Source organism: Anaerotignum sp. MB30-C6 (genome assembly GCF_030908465.1).
Lineage (GTDB): Bacteria > Bacillota > Clostridia > Lachnospirales > Anaerotignaceae > Chakrabartyella.
The window spans coordinates 2,423,503-2,443,405 of sequence record NZ_CP133078.1; the positions used below are offsets into that span (position 1 = coordinate 2,423,503).

Annotated in this window: 18 protein-coding genes, 1 other RNA gene and 1 other annotated feature; of the genes, 9 read left to right on the forward strand and 10 right to left on the reverse strand. The window is 38.5% G+C overall.

Features of this window, described 5'->3' with window-relative positions; all coding sequences use genetic code 11:
* Positions 1 to 216: 216 nt before the first annotated feature.
* Positions 217 to 819 (forward strand): cytidylate kinase-like family protein, encoded by a 603-nt coding sequence (locus RBQ60_RS11795; protein WP_307883892.1) that lies wholly within the window; start codon positions 217 to 219, stop codon positions 817 to 819.
* A gap of 304 nt (positions 820 to 1,123) precedes the next feature.
* Here the strand turns inward: RBQ60_RS11795 and RBQ60_RS11800 are convergent, their stop codons facing one another.
* The gene (locus tag RBQ60_RS11800) at positions 1,124 to 1,372 is read right to left on the reverse strand and encodes a helix-turn-helix domain-containing protein (protein ID WP_307883893.1); all 249 of its coding nucleotides are present in this window, start codon (positions 1,370 to 1,372) and stop codon (positions 1,124 to 1,126) included.
* A 106-nt stretch (positions 1,373 to 1,478) separates the two neighbouring features.
* On the opposite strand from RBQ60_RS11800, the gene RBQ60_RS11805 reads away from it, so the two are divergent.
* Positions 1,479 to 1,643 carry a hypothetical protein gene (locus tag RBQ60_RS11805; protein WP_307883894.1) on the forward strand — a complete coding sequence of 55 codons (165 nt, stop codon included), beginning with the start codon at positions 1,479 to 1,481 and terminating at the stop codon, positions 1,641 to 1,643.
* A gap of 394 nt (positions 1,644 to 2,037) precedes the next feature.
* On the opposite strand, the gene RBQ60_RS11810 is transcribed toward RBQ60_RS11805, so the two are convergent.
* The 3 genes from RBQ60_RS11810 to RBQ60_RS11820 form a co-directional block, all read right to left on the reverse strand.
* Positions 2,038 to 4,347 carry a SpoIID/LytB domain-containing protein gene (locus RBQ60_RS11810; RefSeq protein ID WP_307883895.1) on the reverse strand — a complete coding sequence of 770 codons (2,310 nt, stop codon included), beginning with the start codon at positions 4,345 to 4,347 and terminating at the stop codon, positions 2,038 to 2,040.
* Positions 4,348 to 4,443: 96 nt separating this feature from the next.
* A non-coding RNA gene (gene ssrS, locus RBQ60_RS11815) (6S RNA) lies at positions 4,444 to 4,633 on the reverse strand.
* 48 nt (positions 4,634 to 4,681) lie between these two features.
* A complete protein-coding gene (locus RBQ60_RS11820) occupies positions 4,682 to 5,140 on the reverse strand; it encodes a signal peptidase II (RefSeq protein WP_307883896.1) in 459 nt (152 codons plus the stop codon).
* 152 nt (positions 5,141 to 5,292) lie between these two features.
* On the opposite strand from RBQ60_RS11820, the gene fba reads away from it, so the two are divergent.
* The 3 genes from fba to RBQ60_RS11835 all read left to right on the forward strand — a co-directional run bounded on the left by fba (position 5,293) and on the right by RBQ60_RS11835 (position 8,765).
* Positions 5,293 to 6,240 (forward strand): class II fructose-1,6-bisphosphate aldolase, encoded by a 948-nt coding sequence (fba, locus tag RBQ60_RS11825; RefSeq protein WP_307883897.1) that lies wholly within the window; start codon positions 5,293 to 5,295, stop codon positions 6,238 to 6,240.
* 87 nt (positions 6,241 to 6,327) lie between these two features.
* Positions 6,328 to 7,224 carry an MBL fold metallo-hydrolase gene (locus RBQ60_RS11830; protein ID WP_307883898.1) on the forward strand — a complete coding sequence of 299 codons (897 nt, stop codon included), beginning with the start codon at positions 6,328 to 6,330 and terminating at the stop codon, positions 7,222 to 7,224.
* Between the two features lie 182 nt (positions 7,225 to 7,406).
* Positions 7,407 to 8,765 carry an MATE family efflux transporter gene (locus RBQ60_RS11835; protein WP_307883899.1) on the forward strand — a complete coding sequence of 453 codons (1,359 nt, stop codon included), beginning with the start codon at positions 7,407 to 7,409 and terminating at the stop codon, positions 8,763 to 8,765.
* A gap of 174 nt (positions 8,766 to 8,939) precedes the next feature.
* Here RBQ60_RS11835 and RBQ60_RS11840 read toward each other — a convergent pair whose 3' ends face one another.
* The 6 genes from RBQ60_RS11840 to RBQ60_RS11865 form a co-directional block, all read right to left on the reverse strand.
* Complete coding sequence (locus RBQ60_RS11840) at positions 8,940 to 10,115, reverse strand: M20 metallopeptidase family protein (protein WP_307883900.1); 1,176 nt, start codon at positions 10,113 to 10,115, stop codon at positions 8,940 to 8,942.
* A gap of 149 nt (positions 10,116 to 10,264) precedes the next feature.
* Positions 10,265 to 11,140 (reverse strand): MetQ/NlpA family ABC transporter substrate-binding protein, encoded by an 876-nt coding sequence (locus tag RBQ60_RS11845; protein ID WP_307883901.1) that lies wholly within the window; start codon positions 11,138 to 11,140, stop codon positions 10,265 to 10,267.
* Positions 11,141 to 11,213: 73 nt separating this feature from the next.
* The gene (locus RBQ60_RS11850) at positions 11,214 to 11,891 is read right to left on the reverse strand and encodes a methionine ABC transporter permease (protein ID WP_307883902.1); all 678 of its coding nucleotides are present in this window, start codon (positions 11,889 to 11,891) and stop codon (positions 11,214 to 11,216) included.
* On the reverse strand, positions 11,888 to 12,919 hold the full coding sequence (locus tag RBQ60_RS11855; protein WP_307883903.1) for a methionine ABC transporter ATP-binding protein: 1,032 nt from the start codon (positions 12,917 to 12,919) through the stop codon (positions 11,888 to 11,890). Before RBQ60_RS11855 ends, RBQ60_RS11850 begins: the two co-directional genes overlap by 4 nt.
* A 73-nt stretch (positions 12,920 to 12,992) precedes the next feature.
* Positions 12,993 to 13,248 (reverse strand) — a binding site (T-box leader).
* Between the two features lie 384 nt (positions 13,249 to 13,632).
* Positions 13,633 to 13,929, reverse strand: a complete 297-nt coding sequence (locus tag RBQ60_RS11860; protein ID WP_307883904.1) for a hypothetical protein — start codon at positions 13,927 to 13,929, stop codon at positions 13,633 to 13,635.
* A gap of 72 nt (positions 13,930 to 14,001) precedes the next feature.
* Positions 14,002 to 14,454 (reverse strand): S1 RNA-binding domain-containing protein, encoded by a 453-nt coding sequence (locus RBQ60_RS11865; RefSeq protein ID WP_307883905.1) that lies wholly within the window; start codon positions 14,452 to 14,454, stop codon positions 14,002 to 14,004.
* Between the two features lie 102 nt (positions 14,455 to 14,556).
* Here RBQ60_RS11865 and rlmD point away from each other — a divergent pair, with 102 nt between their 5' ends.
* From rlmD to RBQ60_RS11885, 4 genes are all read left to right on the forward strand, one after another.
* Entirely contained in the window at positions 14,557 to 15,915 is a 1,359-nt protein-coding gene (gene rlmD, locus RBQ60_RS11870; protein WP_307883906.1) for a 23S rRNA (uracil(1939)-C(5))-methyltransferase RlmD, read from the forward strand.
* 737 nt (positions 15,916 to 16,652) lie between these two features.
* Positions 16,653 to 18,002 (forward strand): serine hydrolase domain-containing protein, encoded by a 1,350-nt coding sequence (locus RBQ60_RS11875; RefSeq protein ID WP_307883907.1) that lies wholly within the window; start codon positions 16,653 to 16,655, stop codon positions 18,000 to 18,002.
* 312 nt (positions 18,003 to 18,314) lie between these two features.
* The gene (locus tag RBQ60_RS11880; protein WP_307883908.1) at positions 18,315 to 18,710 is read left to right on the forward strand and encodes a RidA family protein; all 396 of its coding nucleotides are present in this window, start codon (positions 18,315 to 18,317) and stop codon (positions 18,708 to 18,710) included.
* Between the two features lie 463 nt (positions 18,711 to 19,173).
* Positions 19,174 to 19,815: a Vat family streptogramin A O-acetyltransferase gene (locus RBQ60_RS11885; RefSeq protein WP_307883909.1), complete on the forward strand. Its 642-nt coding sequence runs from the start codon at positions 19,174 to 19,176 to the stop codon at positions 19,813 to 19,815.
* Positions 19,816 to 19,903 lie beyond the last annotated feature (88 nt).

Below are 19,903 nucleotides of genomic sequence, written 5' to 3' on the forward strand. Positions count from 1 at the left end.
GAATGCTCTCTCAGTATTTGTGGAGTTTCCTTTTTTATGCAAGTATGATATAATAATCATAGGAATCATGGAACTATTTTCTTTATATTTCATGCTTAATTTTCCACTTTTTTATAAAAATACCTTTTATAAGGTAAGAAATTCTTAAGCTTCTTGTTTTCTTCAAGCAAGAATTTTCGATAACTTATGTAAAGACAATAAATAGGAGTGATACACATGGAGAAACATAAAATTATTACAATCAGCCGTCAATACGGTAGTGGCGGTCGTATTGTAGGTAAATTATTGGCAGAGCGTTTGGGTATTCCCTTTTACGATAACGAATTGATTACTCTAGCAGCAGAAAAAACAGGGCTTTCAAAAGAATGCTTTATCAATGCCGAAGAAACATCTACCAGCAATCTGCTTTTATCTTTAACAACATTAACTCCAAGCATAGACTCATACGGCTTGCCTCTCAACGAAAAAATCTTCCTCGTGCAGTCCCAAGTAATCAAAGAGGTGGCGGAAAAAGGAAGTTGTGTCATCGTTGGACGCTCCGCTGACTACGTTCTGTCCGATATGGATAACTGTATTAATGTTTACTTGCAAGCAGACCTGAAGGATCGGGTTGAACGAGCAGTTAACCTTTATGGCCTGACAGATAAAAATGTAGAGGCGTCTGTAGTCAAAACTGATAAAAGACGTGCCAGCTATTATACCTATTTTACTGGTTTAAAGTGGGGTAAGTCAGAAAACTATGATTTAATTCTCAATACTTCTCGCATGGAATTAGAGAACATCGTTGATGTAATTGAAAAATACGTATCGTTAAGATAAATATTAGCTGGCACCAATAAAGAAGTATCGGCGAATATTTTCAGATTGGGCAGTCGGCAAGGGAAAGTGACAACAAAAGACGGACTATCGGCGTAAGCTGATAGTCCGTCTTTTACGTTGAAATGGGCATGACGAAACCATGACACGCTTAACGGAGTTTTCCAAAGGGTACCCCCTTTGGCACGACTTTGCGAAACAAACTGAGTTATACGCTCTGTTAGCGTTGCCGCTTCAAATGTCAATTCGCTTTCAGCAGCGAACAGGGCCTATTTGGAACCTCATCTATGATTCCGGCGGGAGCTGTTTACTCGTAGCGGTCTAAATCAGCGAAAAAATCTTGAATAGGCGTGTCATACAGTTCAGCCAATGCAAGCAAAACGCTGATACGGATACTATACGTTCCCAATTCCATTTCCGAGATGATTTTTTGGTGAATGTCCAGTCCCATAGTTTGCAGTTTGGCGGCAACGCTTTCTTGTGATAATCCAGTTTTTTGCCTGAATTTTTTCAAGTTGTGTCCGATTGGAACATCTTGTTTCAATTTATTTTCCATAAAGCTCCCCCCAATAGAGTTTATACACTCTATTGATTTTCTCATATTTCTGTGTTACTCTTCAGAGTCTATACACTCTAATCCAAAAAAATACGGGGGTGAAAAAATGAAACAAATTACAATTGAGTTAGATGATACTATTTGCATATGGTTGGAACACATCTCAGCATTGACTAACGAACCCATTGAAAAACTCATTGCTAACAGTGTATACAGCCAAATTGCAACGGTGGAAGATGGTATTATCAAAGTATTTACTTACAGTGAATAGCAAAAACAGAGTAAACAAAGCCCTGAAACGGAAAGTTAACGCCGTTTCAGGGCTTTGCTATATAGGTGGTTTTTTCGGAAATAATGAATTAAGATACGCCACCGCAGGACAAATGGGGAATCCCCGCAGGTGAAACGACTTTCGGAAGAAGTAACGGCAAATAGGATAGAGAAAACCGAAGATACCCATGAAAGAACTAAAAACAATCGAATGCAGGCTTGCACCTCATAATTTTTCCCCTCTTGTCGCTAGTCTGCCACAATTCCTAGTTGTCCTTCTGCGTTGATTTTCATCCTTCGACTTTAAAATGCAGAATGCATTTTTGAAACGATCTCGTTAGAAGAAGCGTCAATCCAAAAGTCTGTCTACTATAAAAAACGCTTCCAGTTCTAAACTACATTACCTTCTCCACTGTAGTATTAGGGAAATATTTTTGAACAATTTCCACTCCACTAAGGCCTTGTGCCGCCAATTCCTTGGCACCATATTGGCTTAGACCAACGCCATGGCCACAACCACCGCCATATAATGCAATCCCTGTAAGTTCTCCTTCATCATTTTTCATTTCCTTCACTGCAAAGAAGCCACTGGGTAACATTTTTTGTCCTGTCAGTGTCCCCTTGCTCATTCTTTGCAGATTGATGGTTTCGCCAATAGTCAGTTTTGTTGGTGAAAGGACTTTTCGAATGGCATTTTCTGTGAGAACCTGTACTCCGCCATTTTCAAACTCCATCTCTAAAATTTTAATCACCCCTCCGTCTCCTCTTTCTGCAACCTTCATGGCTGTCAACCTGCCTAGGTCTTTCGGGGTCCCCCCCTTCCAACTGCCGTCAGCCTGTTTCACTTTAATTAAAGCTGCATTGGTTCCAATAATCTCAGCGAAGGTTTTCTCTGTAATTTCTGTTAACTGTCCTGCACTAAAATATACTTTCCAACGATACCATGGGGATTCTTTGTCGTATCCATCTATCTCCCAATTTTGCCAGAATGCCAACCAGTCTTCTTCCGTCTTAGGCATCTCTTCAGTGACACCATGGGATTGCCCCTCTAAATAGGACTTACCTTCACCACTAAAGGTGCCATCCGCCGACCAAACATCCGTATCCTGGGTTCCAAATCCACAAGAAGCCGAGTAGAAATAGGTTTGTGCAACACGATCTCCCGCCACAACGCACATACCTTCTGTGGCAGCTACGGCATTTTGTGCCTCCAAAGCCGTGTCAGCACCCATAAACACTTGGCTTGCAACGGTATCCGTAACATGGGCACCGTAATGGCCGTAGGTATTGGCATAAAACTGATTGTAGGCATAACTTCTTGCACAAATGGCTTGGGCCTCTAATGCCGACTGTCCAAACCTTACAGGCATTTCATAAGGCACCACCCCAAGGAGATACTCTTCTATGTCCAATTCGTTTACAATGGTAATTTTATCTCCTATTCTTTCCATTTCAATTATGCCGGTATACGCTCTTTCCTCACCATTATCAAAGGTTAAAATAACTTTACCTGAAACTGTAACAATACCATGGTCAAACCAAGCCAAGTCCCCTGTTAAAGTTGCTTCCCCAGAAGTAAAGTCTTTTTCACCAACTCCATTCGATAGGGAAAAACCTTCGGCACCCTTGATCGAGATGGACTCTTGAGGGCCTCCGCCCAGAAGAACACGAATTTTTTCTGGAACCACATCCTTTTGGATAACAGCCCCCATGACCTTGTTATCCAAAATATAATAATCTGCCAAGTCAGTACCGCAGATTAGATCGTTCTGATTGCCCATTGTCAAATCCTGCCCATACACACGGAAGTTTTCTGCCCATTGCAGCTCTCCACTGCTACTTAAATAAATTTCCTTATCATCCACCCGTTTCACAACTTCCCCACTAAGCTTTGCACCTTCCTTGACCGTAGCCTTGCCGTTTTCTATGGTCACGTTGCAAATTCCCCCTTCAAATTCTGTACCTTCAAAGGGATATGCTTTTTCTCTTGCACCCGTCAAAATAATTTGGTTACCTTCTTTATAACAATAAATATTCTCAACCATAGGCGTTACCTCGTCAACAGAAAGCAAGGCAATAATCTCCCCATCTTTTTCCCAAAATGAGATTTTTTCATCAGAATAAATAGAAAGATCATAGCCATCGGCACCATAAATTCCCCGATCGAATAGATTCTCTTCCGCTGCCGTAAATAAAACTTGACTCTGGTTTTTAATTCCGTAGGAATACATACTGTCTTCGCCCCGCCTTGCCATCAAAGCTTTTTCAAAAAGTTGAGTCCAAAGGCTATAAGCAACGGCCATTTCCCTGTTATCGTCACTTACAACCATTCTTTTATCATAATCTGGGGCAACACGATCCATCAAAATTTGGGCCTCCCAAAGAACTAAGTCATCATCAGGGCGAAAACCCTCTCCATCCCCCGAAAAAAAATCCAGTTCTACTGCGGCATTAATATATTGGTACGCCCAATCCTCTTTTGAAACATCGGGAAAAGAGGTGTCTTGGGGTAAGTTTTCAATTTCCTCCCGTGTATAGAAAGCTAACGCAAGCATCTTCGCCGCTTGGCTTCTAGTGATTGGGATATTGTCACCAATGTCCCCTTGGGGTGCCTGACTTAGGGCTTCGTCCTTTGGCACAGCTGTACTTGTGCACCCGCATAATAAAAACCCTAGAGTAACTATCCATATAAACAACCGTTTCATTGGTATCACGCTCCTATCAGACTTTGTACAAGTCTATGCTTTTGGAACAAAAAAAGAACAGACGGTTTTCTCCGTCTGTTATATTCAAAGGAATAAAAATATCCCAAAGTGCCGTCCTTACCGCTTGACACCTAGCCTAAGCCAGGTGGGTTACCGCAGCCAAAGTCTCTGCCTTCCCCTGCCCAAAGGGAATTATCTTGGGGCCTGACATAACTCTCGCATATTGGAATCCCGAGTCAGTTGTGTAGGTTCAAATATGGTAAGATCTCGAACACTTCAGGAATTTATATTTACATTATACTACGCAATTCGCAATACTTCAATAGGGAAACATCTACATTTTTGTCGAGTCTTTCAAGGACACAATGCCTACTAAAACTGCCCCTAAGAGCAAAGCCGCATCAGCTACATTGAAAATCGGTGGATTTTTCCCCTTCTTGATATAGATGAAATCCGTCACATAACCCTTCTTCCATCTTTCCAAAAAATTCCCGTAGGCACCACCTAGTGTTACGGCCAAAGGCATCCCAAATTTCTTGGCATCGTCTTTGCTCCAACAAGCTCGTAAAAATAAAACACTATAAATTGCAGTGAGCCCACCCGTAATGCTAAGAATAAAATTGTTCTTACCTGCAAATTTATGATATGCCATGCCATAATTCTTTATGTGCTGGAAATACAGGAGATTTTTGGTTACTTTTTTTCTTTTTCCAAGGGGCAAGTTCAAATCTGCCCACTTTTTACTTCCCAAGTCCAACCCCAAAACACCTAAAAACACTAAAAACTTTTTCAAATTTATTCACCTCATTGTTGATTCATTGTGTTATTTTGCCATAAAAGACCATGTAGCTGCGAAATCTTCTTGCCACAATCATAGTACCGTATTATAATTTTATTACGGGAAACAATCATTTGTAAACAAAAAAAAGAAAGAGGTGTTTTAATATGGCGTTGGTAACGACGAAAAAAATGTTTGAAAAAGCTTTTGAAGGCGGATATGCCATTGGCGCATTTAATATTAATAATATGGAGATTATTCAGGGGGTCGTTGATGCAGCAAAGGCGCAAAACTCAGCTGTTATTCTTCAGGTTTCCAAAAGTGCGTTAAAGTATGCGCACCCTAAATATTTAAAGGCTATGGTTGATGCAGCGATTGAAGAAACCGGTTTAGATATTGCCCTTCATCTGGATCATGGCTCCGACTTCCAAATATGTAAGGACTGTATTGAATACGGCTTCACCTCCGTCATGTTTGATGGTTCCCACTTAGACTATGAAGAAAACGTGGCACAAACAAAGGCTATTGTTGAGTATGCCCATGGTAGAGGGGTTGTTGTTGAAGCTGAACTAGGAAAGCTCGCTGGCGTAGAAGACGATGTAAAAGTTGATGCTGCCAATGCTACTTACACAGATCCTGATCAGGCTGTTGACTTTGTAAAGCGTACTGGCGTAGATTCTTTGGCCATTGCCATTGGAACAAGCCATGGTGCATATAAATTTAAAGGTGAAGCAAAGTTAGACTTTGACCGCCTTGAAGCAATTACAACAAAGTTGGAAGCAGAAGGCATCCATAACTTCCCCATCGTTTTACACGGTGCTTCTTCCGTTGACCAAAACTGTGTTGCAATGTGTAACGAATTTGGCGGAAATATTTCTGGAGCAAAGGGTATTCCTACGGAAATGTTGCGTAAAGCTTCTTCTATGGCAGTTTGCAAAATCAATATGGATACAGACCTTCGCTTAGCAATGACAGCGGCCATCCGTAAATCCTTTGGTGAAAATCCTTCTGCTTTTGACCCTCGTGGCTACTTGGGTGCAGGAAGGGATTTAATTCAGGTATTGGTGGAAGATAAAATCAAAAATGTAATTGGCTCCACAAATTCTATGGACTAAAACTTTAGCTTTTAAGCTGTTCCTGAAACAGGAACAGCTTTTTTTCAAATACGCACATTATATTTCCAAGGAAAAAGGGAGGTTTTTATGTACGAATTAAATCAGGTTGCAGAAAATACCTTTTATATTAATTGCCCCTCAAAAATAGGGGTCTATCGTGTTTCAAAAGAAGAAGTTTGGTTGATTGACAGCGGAAACGATAAAGATGCTGGCCGAAAAATACAAAAAATTTTGGATCAACAGGGCTGGAAACTTGCTGGAATTATCAATACCCATTCCAACGCCGACCATATCGGTGGAAATACTTTACTGCAAGACAGACTGGGTTGTGCCATATACTCTACGCCTATGGAAAACACCGTAATTGAAAACCCAATGATTGAGCCTTCTTTCCTTTATGGCGGCTATCCATTTAAAAAATTAAGAAATAAGTTTTTAATGGCTACCCCCTCTAAAGCTCAGGATGTTTCTTTTGCAACCCTTCCCCATGGCATGGAGACCTTCCCCTTAGGGGGACACTTTTGGCAGATGATTGGTGTAAAAACACCAGATAATGTATATTTTTTGGCTGACTCTGTTTTTAGTGAAACAATTTTAGAAAAATATCATATCAGCTTTAACTATGACATTGAGGCTTTCTTTAAAACCCTAGATTTTATCGATACCCTTGAGGGCAGTTTATATATCCCTGCCCACGGTGACCCAACAACGGATATTCGCCCATTGGTTGAAATAAACCGCCAAAAAGCAAATGAGATCATAGCTAAATTGGAAAAAATCTGTTTGTCACCTAAGTTTTTCGAAGAAATTCTCCATGACATCTTTGAACGGTTTGCTTTAACCATGGACTATGGGCAGTATGTTTTAGTAGGAAGTACAATTCGCTCCTACCTATCATACCTCTATGATACGGGAAAAATGGAGGCATTTGTGGAAAATAACTATATGCTTTGGAAAACAATAGACCCAGCTTGTGCTTATTAACAGAATATCTAGTTGGCTCCCCCTACATACCATAACTTCTTATTGACAATAAAAATATATCAGCGTATCATAAGTAGGTATTACAACAAGGTTCAACATAAAAGCGCTGCTTCGGCAGCGCTATACTTTCGCTTGTTTTACATTGATATTCGGAATGACATTAAGGTAAAGGGGGTTTTATAATGAGTTCCGTCGCTACTGAAATAAAAGAAAATAAAATGGGTACGATGTCTGTAAATAAATTACTTTTTACAATGTCCGTACCTATGATTATATCTATGCTTGTACAAGCATTATATAATATTGTAGATAGTGCCTTCGTGGCACAAATTAGTGAAAATGCATTGTCTGCAGTCTCCCTAGCCTTTCCCATGCAAAACTTTATGATTGCCGTTGCCACTGGTACAGGGGTTGGTGTAAATGCTTTGCTTTCCAAAAGCTTAGGTGCAAAAAAGTTCGATACTGCAAACAAAACGGCCTGTGTCAGCTTATTTTTAGCTGTAATGAACTGGCTGTTTTTCGTTATAATCTGTCTTATCTTTACAAAACCTTTTTTGATAGGACAAACCAATGTACCAGAGATTATTCAAGAAGGGGAAACTTATCTACGCATCGTGCTGATTGGTTCATTGGGTATATTCTTACAGGTTGCTGTGGAACGTTTGCTACAATCCACAGGTAGAACCGTTTACGCCATGATTACCCAATGTGTAGGTGCCGTGGTGAATATTGTTTTAGACCCAATTTTAATCTTTGGTTTATTCGGCTTACCCAAAATGGGTGTTGCCGGTGCAGCTTACGCAACCATTGCAGGTCAAATTATAGGTTGTATTGTGGGTATCTTGCTAAACATAAAAAGAAATCATGAAATCCATATTGAGTTTAAAAACATTCTGCCGAATAAATTTATTTTAAAAAGTATTTATATTGTGGCAATTCCTTCTATTTTGATGGTTTCTATTGGTTCCATTATGATTTTCTGTATGAACCGTATTTTAGATAGCTTCACACCAACGGCCATCGCTGTTTTTGGTGTATACTTTAAACTGCAAAGCTTTATTTTTATGCCTGTGTTTGGTCTAACCAATGGCATGATTCCCATTATTGCTTATAACTATGGGGCGAGGAATAAACTACGTATTACCCAAACGATAAAAATGAGTATCATTACTGCAGTTGTGATTATGGTTGCCGGCTTTGCTCTGTTCCAGCTGGTACCTCATAAGCTGTTGGCCATGTTTAATGCATCGGAAAACATGATTTCTATCGGTGTACCCGCCCTAAGAATTATCTCTTTCAGTTTCTTGCTTGCGGGGTATAACATTATTACAAGTTCCGTGTTCCAAGCCCTAGGCAATGGTGTTTACAGCCTAATTACCTCCATTGCAAGACAGTTGGTAGTATTAATGCCTGCCGCATATTTCCTGGCTCGCTTAGGCAATTTAAATAATGTTTGGCTTGCTTTCCCTATTGCAGAAATAATGGCATTTATCCTTTGTACCATATTCATTGTTCGTATTGTTAAAAAATTAAATTTTTAAAATAAAAAAGTGGGCTATCACCCACTTTTTTTATTTCTAATTTAAAACAGCGTTCATCATTTTCATATACTTTGAAAAAGAAATTCCCTTCACAAATTGGTTCAAAATACAAACTTTTCAAATTTACTTTCAACACTCCACTCTAAAACCATATGCCCCACCCCAATCCCCAGTTTAGGACTCTAAAACTTGCAAGGCATAGTCAACATACAAATTACAAGAAAGCAATAACGCTTCTTCATCAATATCAAATAAACCATGATGATGAGCAACCAATGTATTGGGGTTTTCTTCATTGCCTGTACCTATGAAAGCATACATCCCCTTAGTTACAGCTAAAAAATCCGCAAAGTCATCTGCACCTAAGGCCTTTTCATAATCCGTCACGATATCAGATGAATCAATCAGTCTTTCTGCTATCCTAGTCACTTCTTCTACTGCTTCCCTATCATTTACCAAAGGTGCAGCATAATCCAAAAACCTTACCTCTGCCTGGGCACCGTACATAGCCGCCGTTTGCTTTGCAATTTGTACCACTCTTTCATTGGTAAAGGAACGTACCTCTGGTAAAAAACTTCTGGTTGTTCCTTCAATTTCCGCATTTTCCGCTATGATATTATACTGGGTTCCCGCCTTGATTACGCCAACGCCCACAACTACCGTCTCCAAGGGCGCAGTGCTCCTTGCAACAATGGACTGTAGGTTCACAACAACCTGAGAGGCGATATAAGCCGCATCCACACCTAAATGAGGTGTAGAGACATGGGCTCCTCTACCTTTTATGGTTATTTTAAAATAATCACAGCTTGCACACTGGGGGCCTTTTGTTAAGGCAATTTTTCCACTTTGAAGCCTGCTAGAAACATGGGTACCGAATACTCTTTCACACCCGTCTAGCAAGCCTTCCCCAACAAAAAGTCTTGCCCCTTGGCCAATTTCCTCCGCCTGTTGGAAAAATAATCGAACTTGCCCTGAAAACTGGTTTTCCTTGGCTTTTAAAACCTTTGCCGCTCCAAGCAATGTCGCTGTATGGGCATCGTGGCCGCAAGCATGGCAAAATCCCTCTCTTTTGGAATGATATTCGACGGTTTTTAAGTCCTCCATTGCAAGGGCGTCAATATCAGCCCTTAAAGCAACAACTTTCCCATCTGATGATTTTTTCCCGTCTATCCATGCATAAACCCCAGTTTCCCCAACTCTTCTATGGGGAATTCCCAAGGCATCCAACTCCACCTCGATTTTCTTACAGGTTTCATATTCCTGCAGGCTAACCTCTGGATGGGCGTGGAAATATCTTCTCATTTCAATGATATACTCTTTTTCTTGTAAAACATAATCTTTCAGCGCCATATCTATCACCGCCTTTTCTATACTTCGCCTTACATTATAATTATAGAAGAAAACAGATGTGTTCATCGGTAAAACTGAAAACCCATCTGACTTCTGAGAGGGAAATCCCATTAGAAAACCTTTCTAAAATCCATCCCCTCTATTACCACTCATTCGTTTTCCCAAGCACAGATAAAAGCACCTTTGTATTCATCATTGATGGTTGTTTTTACTTCTTCTGTTTGATAAGCAGCTACAACTTTCTGGTATAATTCATTATCTTTATCCGCAGTACGAGCTACAATAACATTGATTAGCTGAGGTACCGCTTCATTTACCGTAGCGTCAACATTTTCTGTGAAAATTGCATCTGTTGTGGGGTCTAATCCCCCTGTTAAAGCGTTACCACCGTTGATGATTGCTGCGGTACAGTCAGGTAAAATATTTGCCAATGTTGCAGACTCGCCTTCTAAAATTTCAATCTGCTTATTGTACTTTGTAATGTCCTGCTTAGTTGGAACATATCCCTTAGCAGGATCGCATTCAATCAGGCCTGCTGCTTCCAGTAATTTCAACGCACGGCCACCATTTGTCAAATCGCTGGGAATTGCTATGACATCACCATCTTGAACTTCTTCAATGGAGGAAATTTTGTCCTTGTTGTTATAAATTGTTAAGGGTGCAATAATGGTATCACCAATATCTACGATATCATAACCCTTTGTTTCGATGTCATTTGCTAAGAAAGCTTTATGCTGGAATGCATTTAAATCAATTTCACCATCATTTAATGCACGGTTAGGTGCTGCATAGTCTGAAAATTTCACTAACTCAATCTGAATGTTGTCATCTGCCAACAATTCGTTCACAGTATCCCATTGGGCATTGTATTCTCCAACTACGCCTACTTTTACAACGGTTGCCCCAGTGTCCTCGCCTGTCTGTGCAGTATCCTCTGCACTACTGGATGCTCCACATCCTGCCAACCCCAGTACAACAGTTGTTGCCAATGTCGCTGCTAATAATCTTCTCAAATTCTTTTTCATAATACATTTCCCCTTTTCTATTTTGTTTTTTATCCTCTTATATGCTTAAATGTTTCCACTCAAGAGCCAATGATTAGTGTGTTGTTTTTCGAATAATCATATTGCCAATGAACTGAATCACGGTAATAATCAATAAAATAATGGCAACCGTTACCCAAATCATATCTCTGTATCCCATTTGATGGCCATAGCGAATGGCAAAGTCACCTAAGCCCCCTGCACCAATTGCCCCAGCAATGGCTGTAATGCCAATTAAACTTACAAAAGTAATCATGGTGACACGGGTGATTCCAGGAATACTTTCTTTTAGATAAACGCTGAAAATAATCTCTGTTGGCCCAAAACCCATTGCTTCACTTGCTTCAATCAAACCATGGTCCACATCGGCTAAAACCGTTTCAATCTGCCTTGCAAAAAAAGGAACCGTTCCTGCAATTAATGCCACATAAGACCCTGTAATACCAGAACCCGTACCAACAATGGCACGACTTAAAGGAATCAAAAATACCATCAGTATAATAAATGGAATGGAACGAATGACGTCAATAGACTTATCTAAAAACTTGTATAACAGTTGATTTTGTAATAGTCCGCCTTTTTTCGTAACAATCAACAATACCCCTAAAATTAAACCCAATATAAAAGCAATGGACCCCGAGATAAAAAGCATTTGAAATGTTTGATGCATACATTTTATTAATTCTTGACCCAAATTCTCTAAATTTGGTGCCATTTTGTATAAAAAACTCATCCCTTAATCACCTCCAGCTGAACCTTCCGTTGTTTAATATACTGCAGTGCCTTTTCCATATTTGCCCCTTCGCCGCTAAGTACAACAACCAACTTCCCAATGGGCTTATTCTTTAAAATATCTACATTTCCAAAGATAATATTGGCCTGAACACCATATGCCTCGGCCAAGTAGGAGATAACAGATTCCCCGGCATTCCCCCCAGAATATGTAAGTAATACCAGTTTCTCACCTTCTTTAACCCTGGTTAATTCATGATTCTCCTCTAAAAGCTCGTAAATCTTATTTATATTGCTTGCTGTATCCATAAAATCTCTGGTTAGCTTCTCCTTGGGATGGGAGAATACATCAGCTGTTTCCCCTTCTTCTACCACTCGCCCATCTTCCATAATGGCAACCCTGTCGCAAATATCCTTTACCACTGCCATTTCATGGGTAATCAAAACAATGGTAATGCCCAGTTCGTTATTTACCTTCTTCAAAAGATTCAAAATAGACTTTGTGGTTTGAGGGTCTAAGGCGCTGGTAGCTTCGTCGCAAAGCAAAACCTTGGGATCATTTGCCAATGCTCTGGCAATGGCCACCCTTTGCTTTTGTCCCCCTGAAAGCTGAGAGGGGTATGCATCTTTTTTATCGCTCAACCCTACAAGTTCCAATAAAGATAGTATTTTTTCATGCTTCTCCGTCTTAGACAACTTACTTTTGCGTAATGGAAAAGCAATATTTTGATAAACCGTACGGGAACGCAAAAGGTTAAAGTGCTGAAAAATCATGCCCATTTTTCGTCTTTCCTCTCTTAGACGAACCTGGGGCAATCCCATCAGATCAACCCCATCAAGAATTACTTTACCTTCTGTGGGTCGTTCCAAAAGATTGATGCATCTTACCAGTGTGGATTTTCCTGCCCCGGAAAACCCGATAATCCCAAAAACCTCTCCTAAACCTATATCTAAACTTACTTCCTTTACCGCATGCACCTGCGTGTTGCCTGCCCGAAAGGTTTTACTTATTTTTTCTAATTGAATCATACCATTCTCCTTCCTCCTGCCTTATCAGGCAAAACTAAGAAATAAAAAAGCTCCCACCCCAAATGATTTACATCATTAGGGCGAGAGCAAAAGCTTCGCGTTACCACCTAATTTTTATTTGCTTCTCACGAAACAAACCTCAACAAGTACGGCCATACATATTTATGGTTTATACCCTGGCACTATAACGGGTGCTCCCGTCACGGTCTAAATCAATTCGACCATGCAACTCCAAGACCATCTTCACAAGCCTATCTCTATCCTCTTCCACCAAACGAGGACTCTCTGAAAAAGCATCCGCTCATTACTCTTCTCTTCAATGTCTTTGTGTTTGAAATTGGATTAATCATAATACAACATTTTTTTCTTGTCAATACTTTTTATTTTTCTTGTTAAAAATAGCAATCCAACTCTCAAAGGATTATTTGATAAAAATAATTAAAAAAACACTTTGTTTCACATCGTTTTTATACAATTTTAATAGTCATTTATAATCTCCATCAGGAAACCGCTAGTACCTATTCAAAAAACACATTGAATTTTTTGTTTATTGTACCTAGCTTTTCTTCGTGTGTATAAGGTGAATATTACTTGTTTTCAAAGCAACCGCTTCTCTTTAGTAGCCGAAAATCTCCAAATTTCTTACTGGTTTCCAAGGAATCTTCTTTTAAAAAAAGAAAAGCCTTTTTGCAAATGCAAAAAGGCAAAAACACTCACTTCTTAACATACCGTTCATTACAACGGGCAAGAAAAAAAACACAAACAACCAATAACACAAAGAAAATAGCTAGAATCATCTTGTTCCCGGGATACATAATATCTGTCAAAGCCTTGCCAACAAAAATTGTTCCTGCTACCAAATGCCAAGTTCCCGATGCCCTCAAGTATGCAGGTAGATTCTCTGGCTCAATTAAATCTAGTATGCGCTTGGTATAAAAAAAAGTCTGTCCAAATACCGCAAATACACCACGGGCATAAAAATATATACCCACGACAAAAAACAATGACATAATATCCCTCCCACTGCGCTGTCTGTTTATTGCATCTAACACAGTTTCATGGTAAGATGTTTAAGCAATATTTTAATAGGAGCGCTTATTTGCTCTTTTATTCAAGCTGGTATGACGCTCATTAGACTGCTTCGCCCATTCCTTCATTTTATCTTCAAAGTCTGAAGATGAATTTACTGATGTTTGAGGACGGAAATATTCCTCTGCAGGGCTTGCAGGCTTGGGCTTTTGTGTCTGATTTGGTTTACGGAAAGGCTTTTCAGCTCTGGGCTGACGTTCTTCCTTAGGTAAAGCGTCCCGAATAGATAACGCAATTTTATGGGATTCCTCATCAATTGAAAGAACCTTAACCTTTACTATATCACCAACCTTTACATGGTCGTTGATATCTTGTACGAAGCTGTTGGCAACTTGAGAGATATGCACTAACCCTTGTACAGAACCTAAAGAAACAATTGCACCAAAAGGTTTAATGCGAACAATCTTTCCTTCTACGATACTGCCTACTTCTAATTTTTCAGACATTCCATTATACACTCCCGTTCAGAATTTTAAGATTACTGGAACAGTATACCATAGATTATACTTGAATACAAATAAAATCGAACTACTTTCGGAGGAGAATTTATGAAGAAAAAAGATATAATTACCATCCAAATTGAGGATGTTCTTTTCCCAAATAAAGCCTATGGTTTTGTAGATGGGGAAAAGGTTGTTGTTAAAAATGGGGTTCCCGGGCAAACGATACAAGCCCAAGTAATTAAAAAAAGAAGCAGTGGCATCGAAGCCAGACAAGAAGCTGTTTTGGAACCCTCTCCCCTTGAAAGACAGCATGGAACTTGTTCCCACTATACCCTTTGTGGCGGTTGTACCTATCAAACCCTGCGTCATGAGGAAGAACTAAAACTAAAAGAACGTCAGGTAAAACGCCTTCTTGATCAAGAAGGTATCCAAGCGGAAAGCTGGGAAGGCATCGTTCCCGCTCCGTCGGAAACAGCATACCGTAATAAGTGTGAGTTCTCCTTCGGCGATGAAGAAAAAGGTGGGGACTTGGCTTTGGGTATGCGTAAGCGTATGAGCCATTATGAGGTTGTTTCCTTAAAGGACTGTAACATTATAGATGAAGATTATTTGAAAATTATTGAAGGAACGTTGGCATTTTTCCAAGAAAGAAATGTTCCTTTTTACCATAAACTACGCCACGAAGGCTCATTACGCCATTTGGTGGTTAGAAAAGGAACGGCCACAGGAGAAATTTTGGTTAACTTGGTTACCAGCCAAGAAGTCCCCTTCTTTACAGAAGAATTTAAAAATATGCTTTTGTCCTTACCCCTTAAGGGATCTCTTTGCGGCATTCTTCATTCCGTTAATGATAGCGTTGCAGATGTGGTTCGTAGCGATGAAATGACTGTTCTTTACGGCAGAGATTACTTCGTAGAAAAGTTATTTGATTTAGAGTTTAAAGTATCCGTGTATTCTTTTTTTCAAACAAATACAAAAGGTGCTGAAAAATTATACACTATCGTCAAAGAATTTGCAGGGAATGTTTCCCATAAGATGGTCTTTGACCTATACTGCGGTACAGGCACCATTGGGCAAATTATGGCGGAAGCAGGTTCCAAAAAAGTAGTAGGCATTGAATTGGTTGAAGAGGCTGTTGTTTCTGCCAATGAAAATGCCACTAGAAATGGCTTAACCAATTGCACCTTTATCGCTGGTGATGTATTGAAAAAAGTAGACGAGTTAGTGGATAAGCCAGACCTAATCATTGTGGATCCCCCAAGAGATGGTATTCACCCTAAGGCCATTGGCAAAATTATAGATTTTGGTGCCCCAGAAATCGTCTATGTTTCCTGCAAACCCACTTCTTTGGCAAGGGATCTAGCAGTATTCCAGCAGGCTGGATATGAAGTAAAACGAATAAAACTAATGGATATGTTCCCACGCACCGTTCATGTGGAGACGGTTTGCTTGCTATGTAAGTAAGGTTATTTCAACAAAATAAAAGATTAACTAAAACTGAAAAAGGCTGCAAAATACAGCAACAACATCTTGATTTTGAGGCAGCATATTCGAAAGTATACCAACAAAATTGCCTACACATGAAGATAGAAAGACTTTTTTAGATTTAATTGAGAAAATAGTAAACAATGAGACCAATTAACGAGGTGAGGTATGAATTACTGTGACATCGGTAGTGCAAAAATAGCTTATAAAATAATTGGTTCAGTTTAGAATTCATCATTAAAAAATACAAAATTATAACACATTAACTGAATTTTATGTGAACGAACTTGAGCGTTATGGAAATTTAGACTCACAGCAGAAAAATTGAGTTAATATGGCAGGACTTAATGAAACGGTATCTTTCATTGTCCGTTAATTCTGAGCATATAATGGCACCTAATAGTGGTCACTTTATTCATTTAACTGACTTTGAAATTCTTAGGCAAGCAGTTTAAAGTTTTATGGAATAAGCTCCCGCCAAACGACCATCAGCTTTACACAACCATTTTTGTCTGCCAAGGCATATAAAGTACTTTTATTTGCTTGAAATACATTTAAGATTCTTAATGAAGTTTGTAACTTGGGGGGATTAAATGAGTAAAAGGCTATATATTTGTTTCATTATGGCGTTTCTAATAATGATAAATTTTATTAATATGAGGGCATAACCAAATTTAGGTGGAGAAAAAAGCATTGATGAAATCGTTGAAAAATATATGACTACTTACAGGATACCTGGAGTAGAAGTAGCAGTAGCAAAAGACAGTAAAATTATTTATTCAAAAGGATTTGGAAAAACTTCAGAAGGTACAGAAGTGACAGCAGATACCCCCATGTATATTGGATCAGTAAGTAAAAGCTTTACCGCTCTTGCTGTGATGCAATTGGTGGAGAAAGGTAAAATCAACTTGGATTCACCTGTAATTTATTACCTGCCATGGTTCAAAGTGAAAGATGATACTATAACGAAGAACATAACTGTAAGGCATCTTTTAAATCAAACAAGCGGATTATCTGAAACTACTTACTTTCCAGATTTACCGGATAATTTAACTTTAGAAGCTGCTGTTAAGGATTTGGCGAAGGCAGAGCCGATAGCAAAACCAGGAGAGACCTTTAACTATTTTAATTCCAACTATATTGTGCTTGGATTAATTATTGAAAAGGTATCGGGTAGTAGTTACAGTGAGTATATTAAAAAGAATATTACAGAGCCATTGTCAATGAATAATACTCTATTAAGTAGAGAAGAAATAGAAGAAAAGTTGGACAAAGGACACAGTAGCATTTTTGGATTTCCTGTTAAAAGGAAGGAACCTTTTAAAGCATACGGGCTTGCGGAGGGTTATATTGTTTCAACAGCAAATGATATGATAAAGTTTCTTCTTGCACATAGTGATACACAATCAAATTTTAGTAAAACTATTCTTACGAAAGAGGGATTCAGACAATTACAGTGCCCTGCTTCTGATATAGGATCAGATTACGCAATGGGGTGGCAGGTCACAAGAAGTAAAAATGGATATGCAGTGATACATAATAGCGGGGACCTTAATACATATCATTCGGATGTGATAATCATACCGGAAAAGGGATATAGAATCGTATTAATCATAAATCAAAATAGTTACTTATATTCAACAGTAGTTAGCAACTCACTTAAAAATGCTGTCGCTAACAACGTGCTGGGAAATAGCAAACCCCAAACTATGCCAGTGCTTATTAAATATTTGGAGAGTGCAGGGATTGCTGTCCTGACTATCATAGCGTGCCAAGTATTATCCCTTTTATGCTTAATCAAACAGAAGCAGATTGCTAAATCTGGGAATAAATTTAGGATTGTCGTATCATTGATGGATTGCTTAATACCTATCATATTATTATTTGTTCTACCAAAGGTCGCCTCTATTTCTCTGAATAGAGGAGTTAGTTTAAGGGAGGCTTTCAACATGCAGCCCGATGTGACTCTTAGCTTTATCATAATTAGTGTATTATGCTGCATGAAAGTTATTGTAAAGACTGTTATAGTGTTTGGAAATTCAGGACAAATAAAGAAGCTGAAATAGTTTCTGTTAGCGGTAGACTTGGAAGTTTACGGATAAGTGATCGCTGATATATGACACTTTTGAAGGAAGTGAAGTTGAAAAGGTTGCATTAGTTACAGTAATTAAGTGTTTGACAAAATCTTTCGTCAATCATATAATTGCTTGAAAGGAGGTGGCGGAATGAGACTGGTTTTCGTTAGTCGTAATATAGATAATAATAAGCATTCCATCTCTGTCTTTGATAGATAAATTTCTAGCAGTGGATAACTGTATATTGCTGATCGTATATAGTGTTAGAAATTAATTTATCCAGTAGAGAAAGGATGTTATCAAATGAATCATAATGTAGTTACGAGGTTGTCATCAGAAGGAATAAGCAAAGCAGTAGGTAATTATACGCACATAACAAAAATAAAACCTAATGCAACGTTCTATACATTTTCAGGACAAATTGGTGCAGATTTAGATGGAAATATTCCTGATGCGTTTAATCAACAAGTAGAAATTACATTTACAAATATATCAAATCTGCTTAAGAGTGTGGATTTGGAGCCAGACAATGTGATAAAGGTAAATATATGGTCCGTAGAAGAAATTGATTGGGAATATTTCGATAAGATATACGGTGATTTTTTCGGAAAAACCCCTCCCTCTATGACAATTGCTTATGTAGATGCTTTAGGCTTGGAAGAAATTAAAATAGAAATAGAAATATGGGCTGCGGGGTAATCAATAAGTTGAATATATTTTACCGATACAACATTGAATTTTAATCTTAAATGTACTATACTTTAAATATATAAAAACATGAGGTGATTCGTTAAAATGAGCATATAATCTTATCCAGTTTTAAGTCAAGGTAGTATCGTAAAATAGACATATCTATATTGGGATATGTAAATTGGTGCTGCTTTGAATACAATAACTTTCGGATCGGATTATAATCGTGCCAATTTAACTAGTTTTTGGTATTCATTACCATTCAATTTTATGGTTGTTGTATACTTAAAAACTCATTTATTGATGCTTTATAACCTTTCCAAAACTTTTTAGTTTGGAAAGGTTTTTTATTTCCGAAAAAAGAACGGATGATACGTAAAATTAGATAAACGATTATATGAAACTATTGTATACACGGGGAAGAACGATTGTATACAAATAAATTGAAGAAAACTAAAAGGAGTGAATATCTATGACAGGACCAAATAAGAACAGACTTTATCCAAATGAAACCATAAAGACGGTTTGCTATATAAGTAATTTACCTAAAAGGCCAAATGTTGAGATTGGGGAGTATACTTATTATAGCGACAATAAAAACTCTCCAGAGAACTTCTATAATAATATTGAGCACCATTATGAATTTTTGGGAGATAAATTAATCATAGGTAAATTCTGTGCAATAGCAGAAGGAATTAAGTTTATCATGAATGGAGCAAATCACAGCATGGATGGCGTCACAACCTACCCGTTTAATATCTTTAGAGGTGGATGGGAAAAAGTTACACCAACCGTAGATCAATTGCCTTTTAAAGGAGACACAGTGATCGGTAACGATATTTGGATCGGGCAAAATGTAACGATTATGCCCGGTGTTAAAGTTGGTGATGGTGCCATTATTGCTGCTAATTCAACTGTAGTAAAAAATGTTGAACCTTATGCAGTATATGGTGGAAATCCAGCTAAACTCATCAAGAAACGATTTGATGATGAAAAGATTGAATTTTTGTTAAGCCTTCAATGGTGGAACTGGGACGAAGAAAGAATATTTAATAATCTTGAAAAACTAACTTCAGCGGTGGGCTTAGAACAGTTAATGGAACAATATCTTTAAACGGTTGGGTTAACACAACTTGAAACTCTGTCATTAGGCAAACATATCCTTAAATTAAAAATGACGAGCCACTCTCTTTTCATATAAC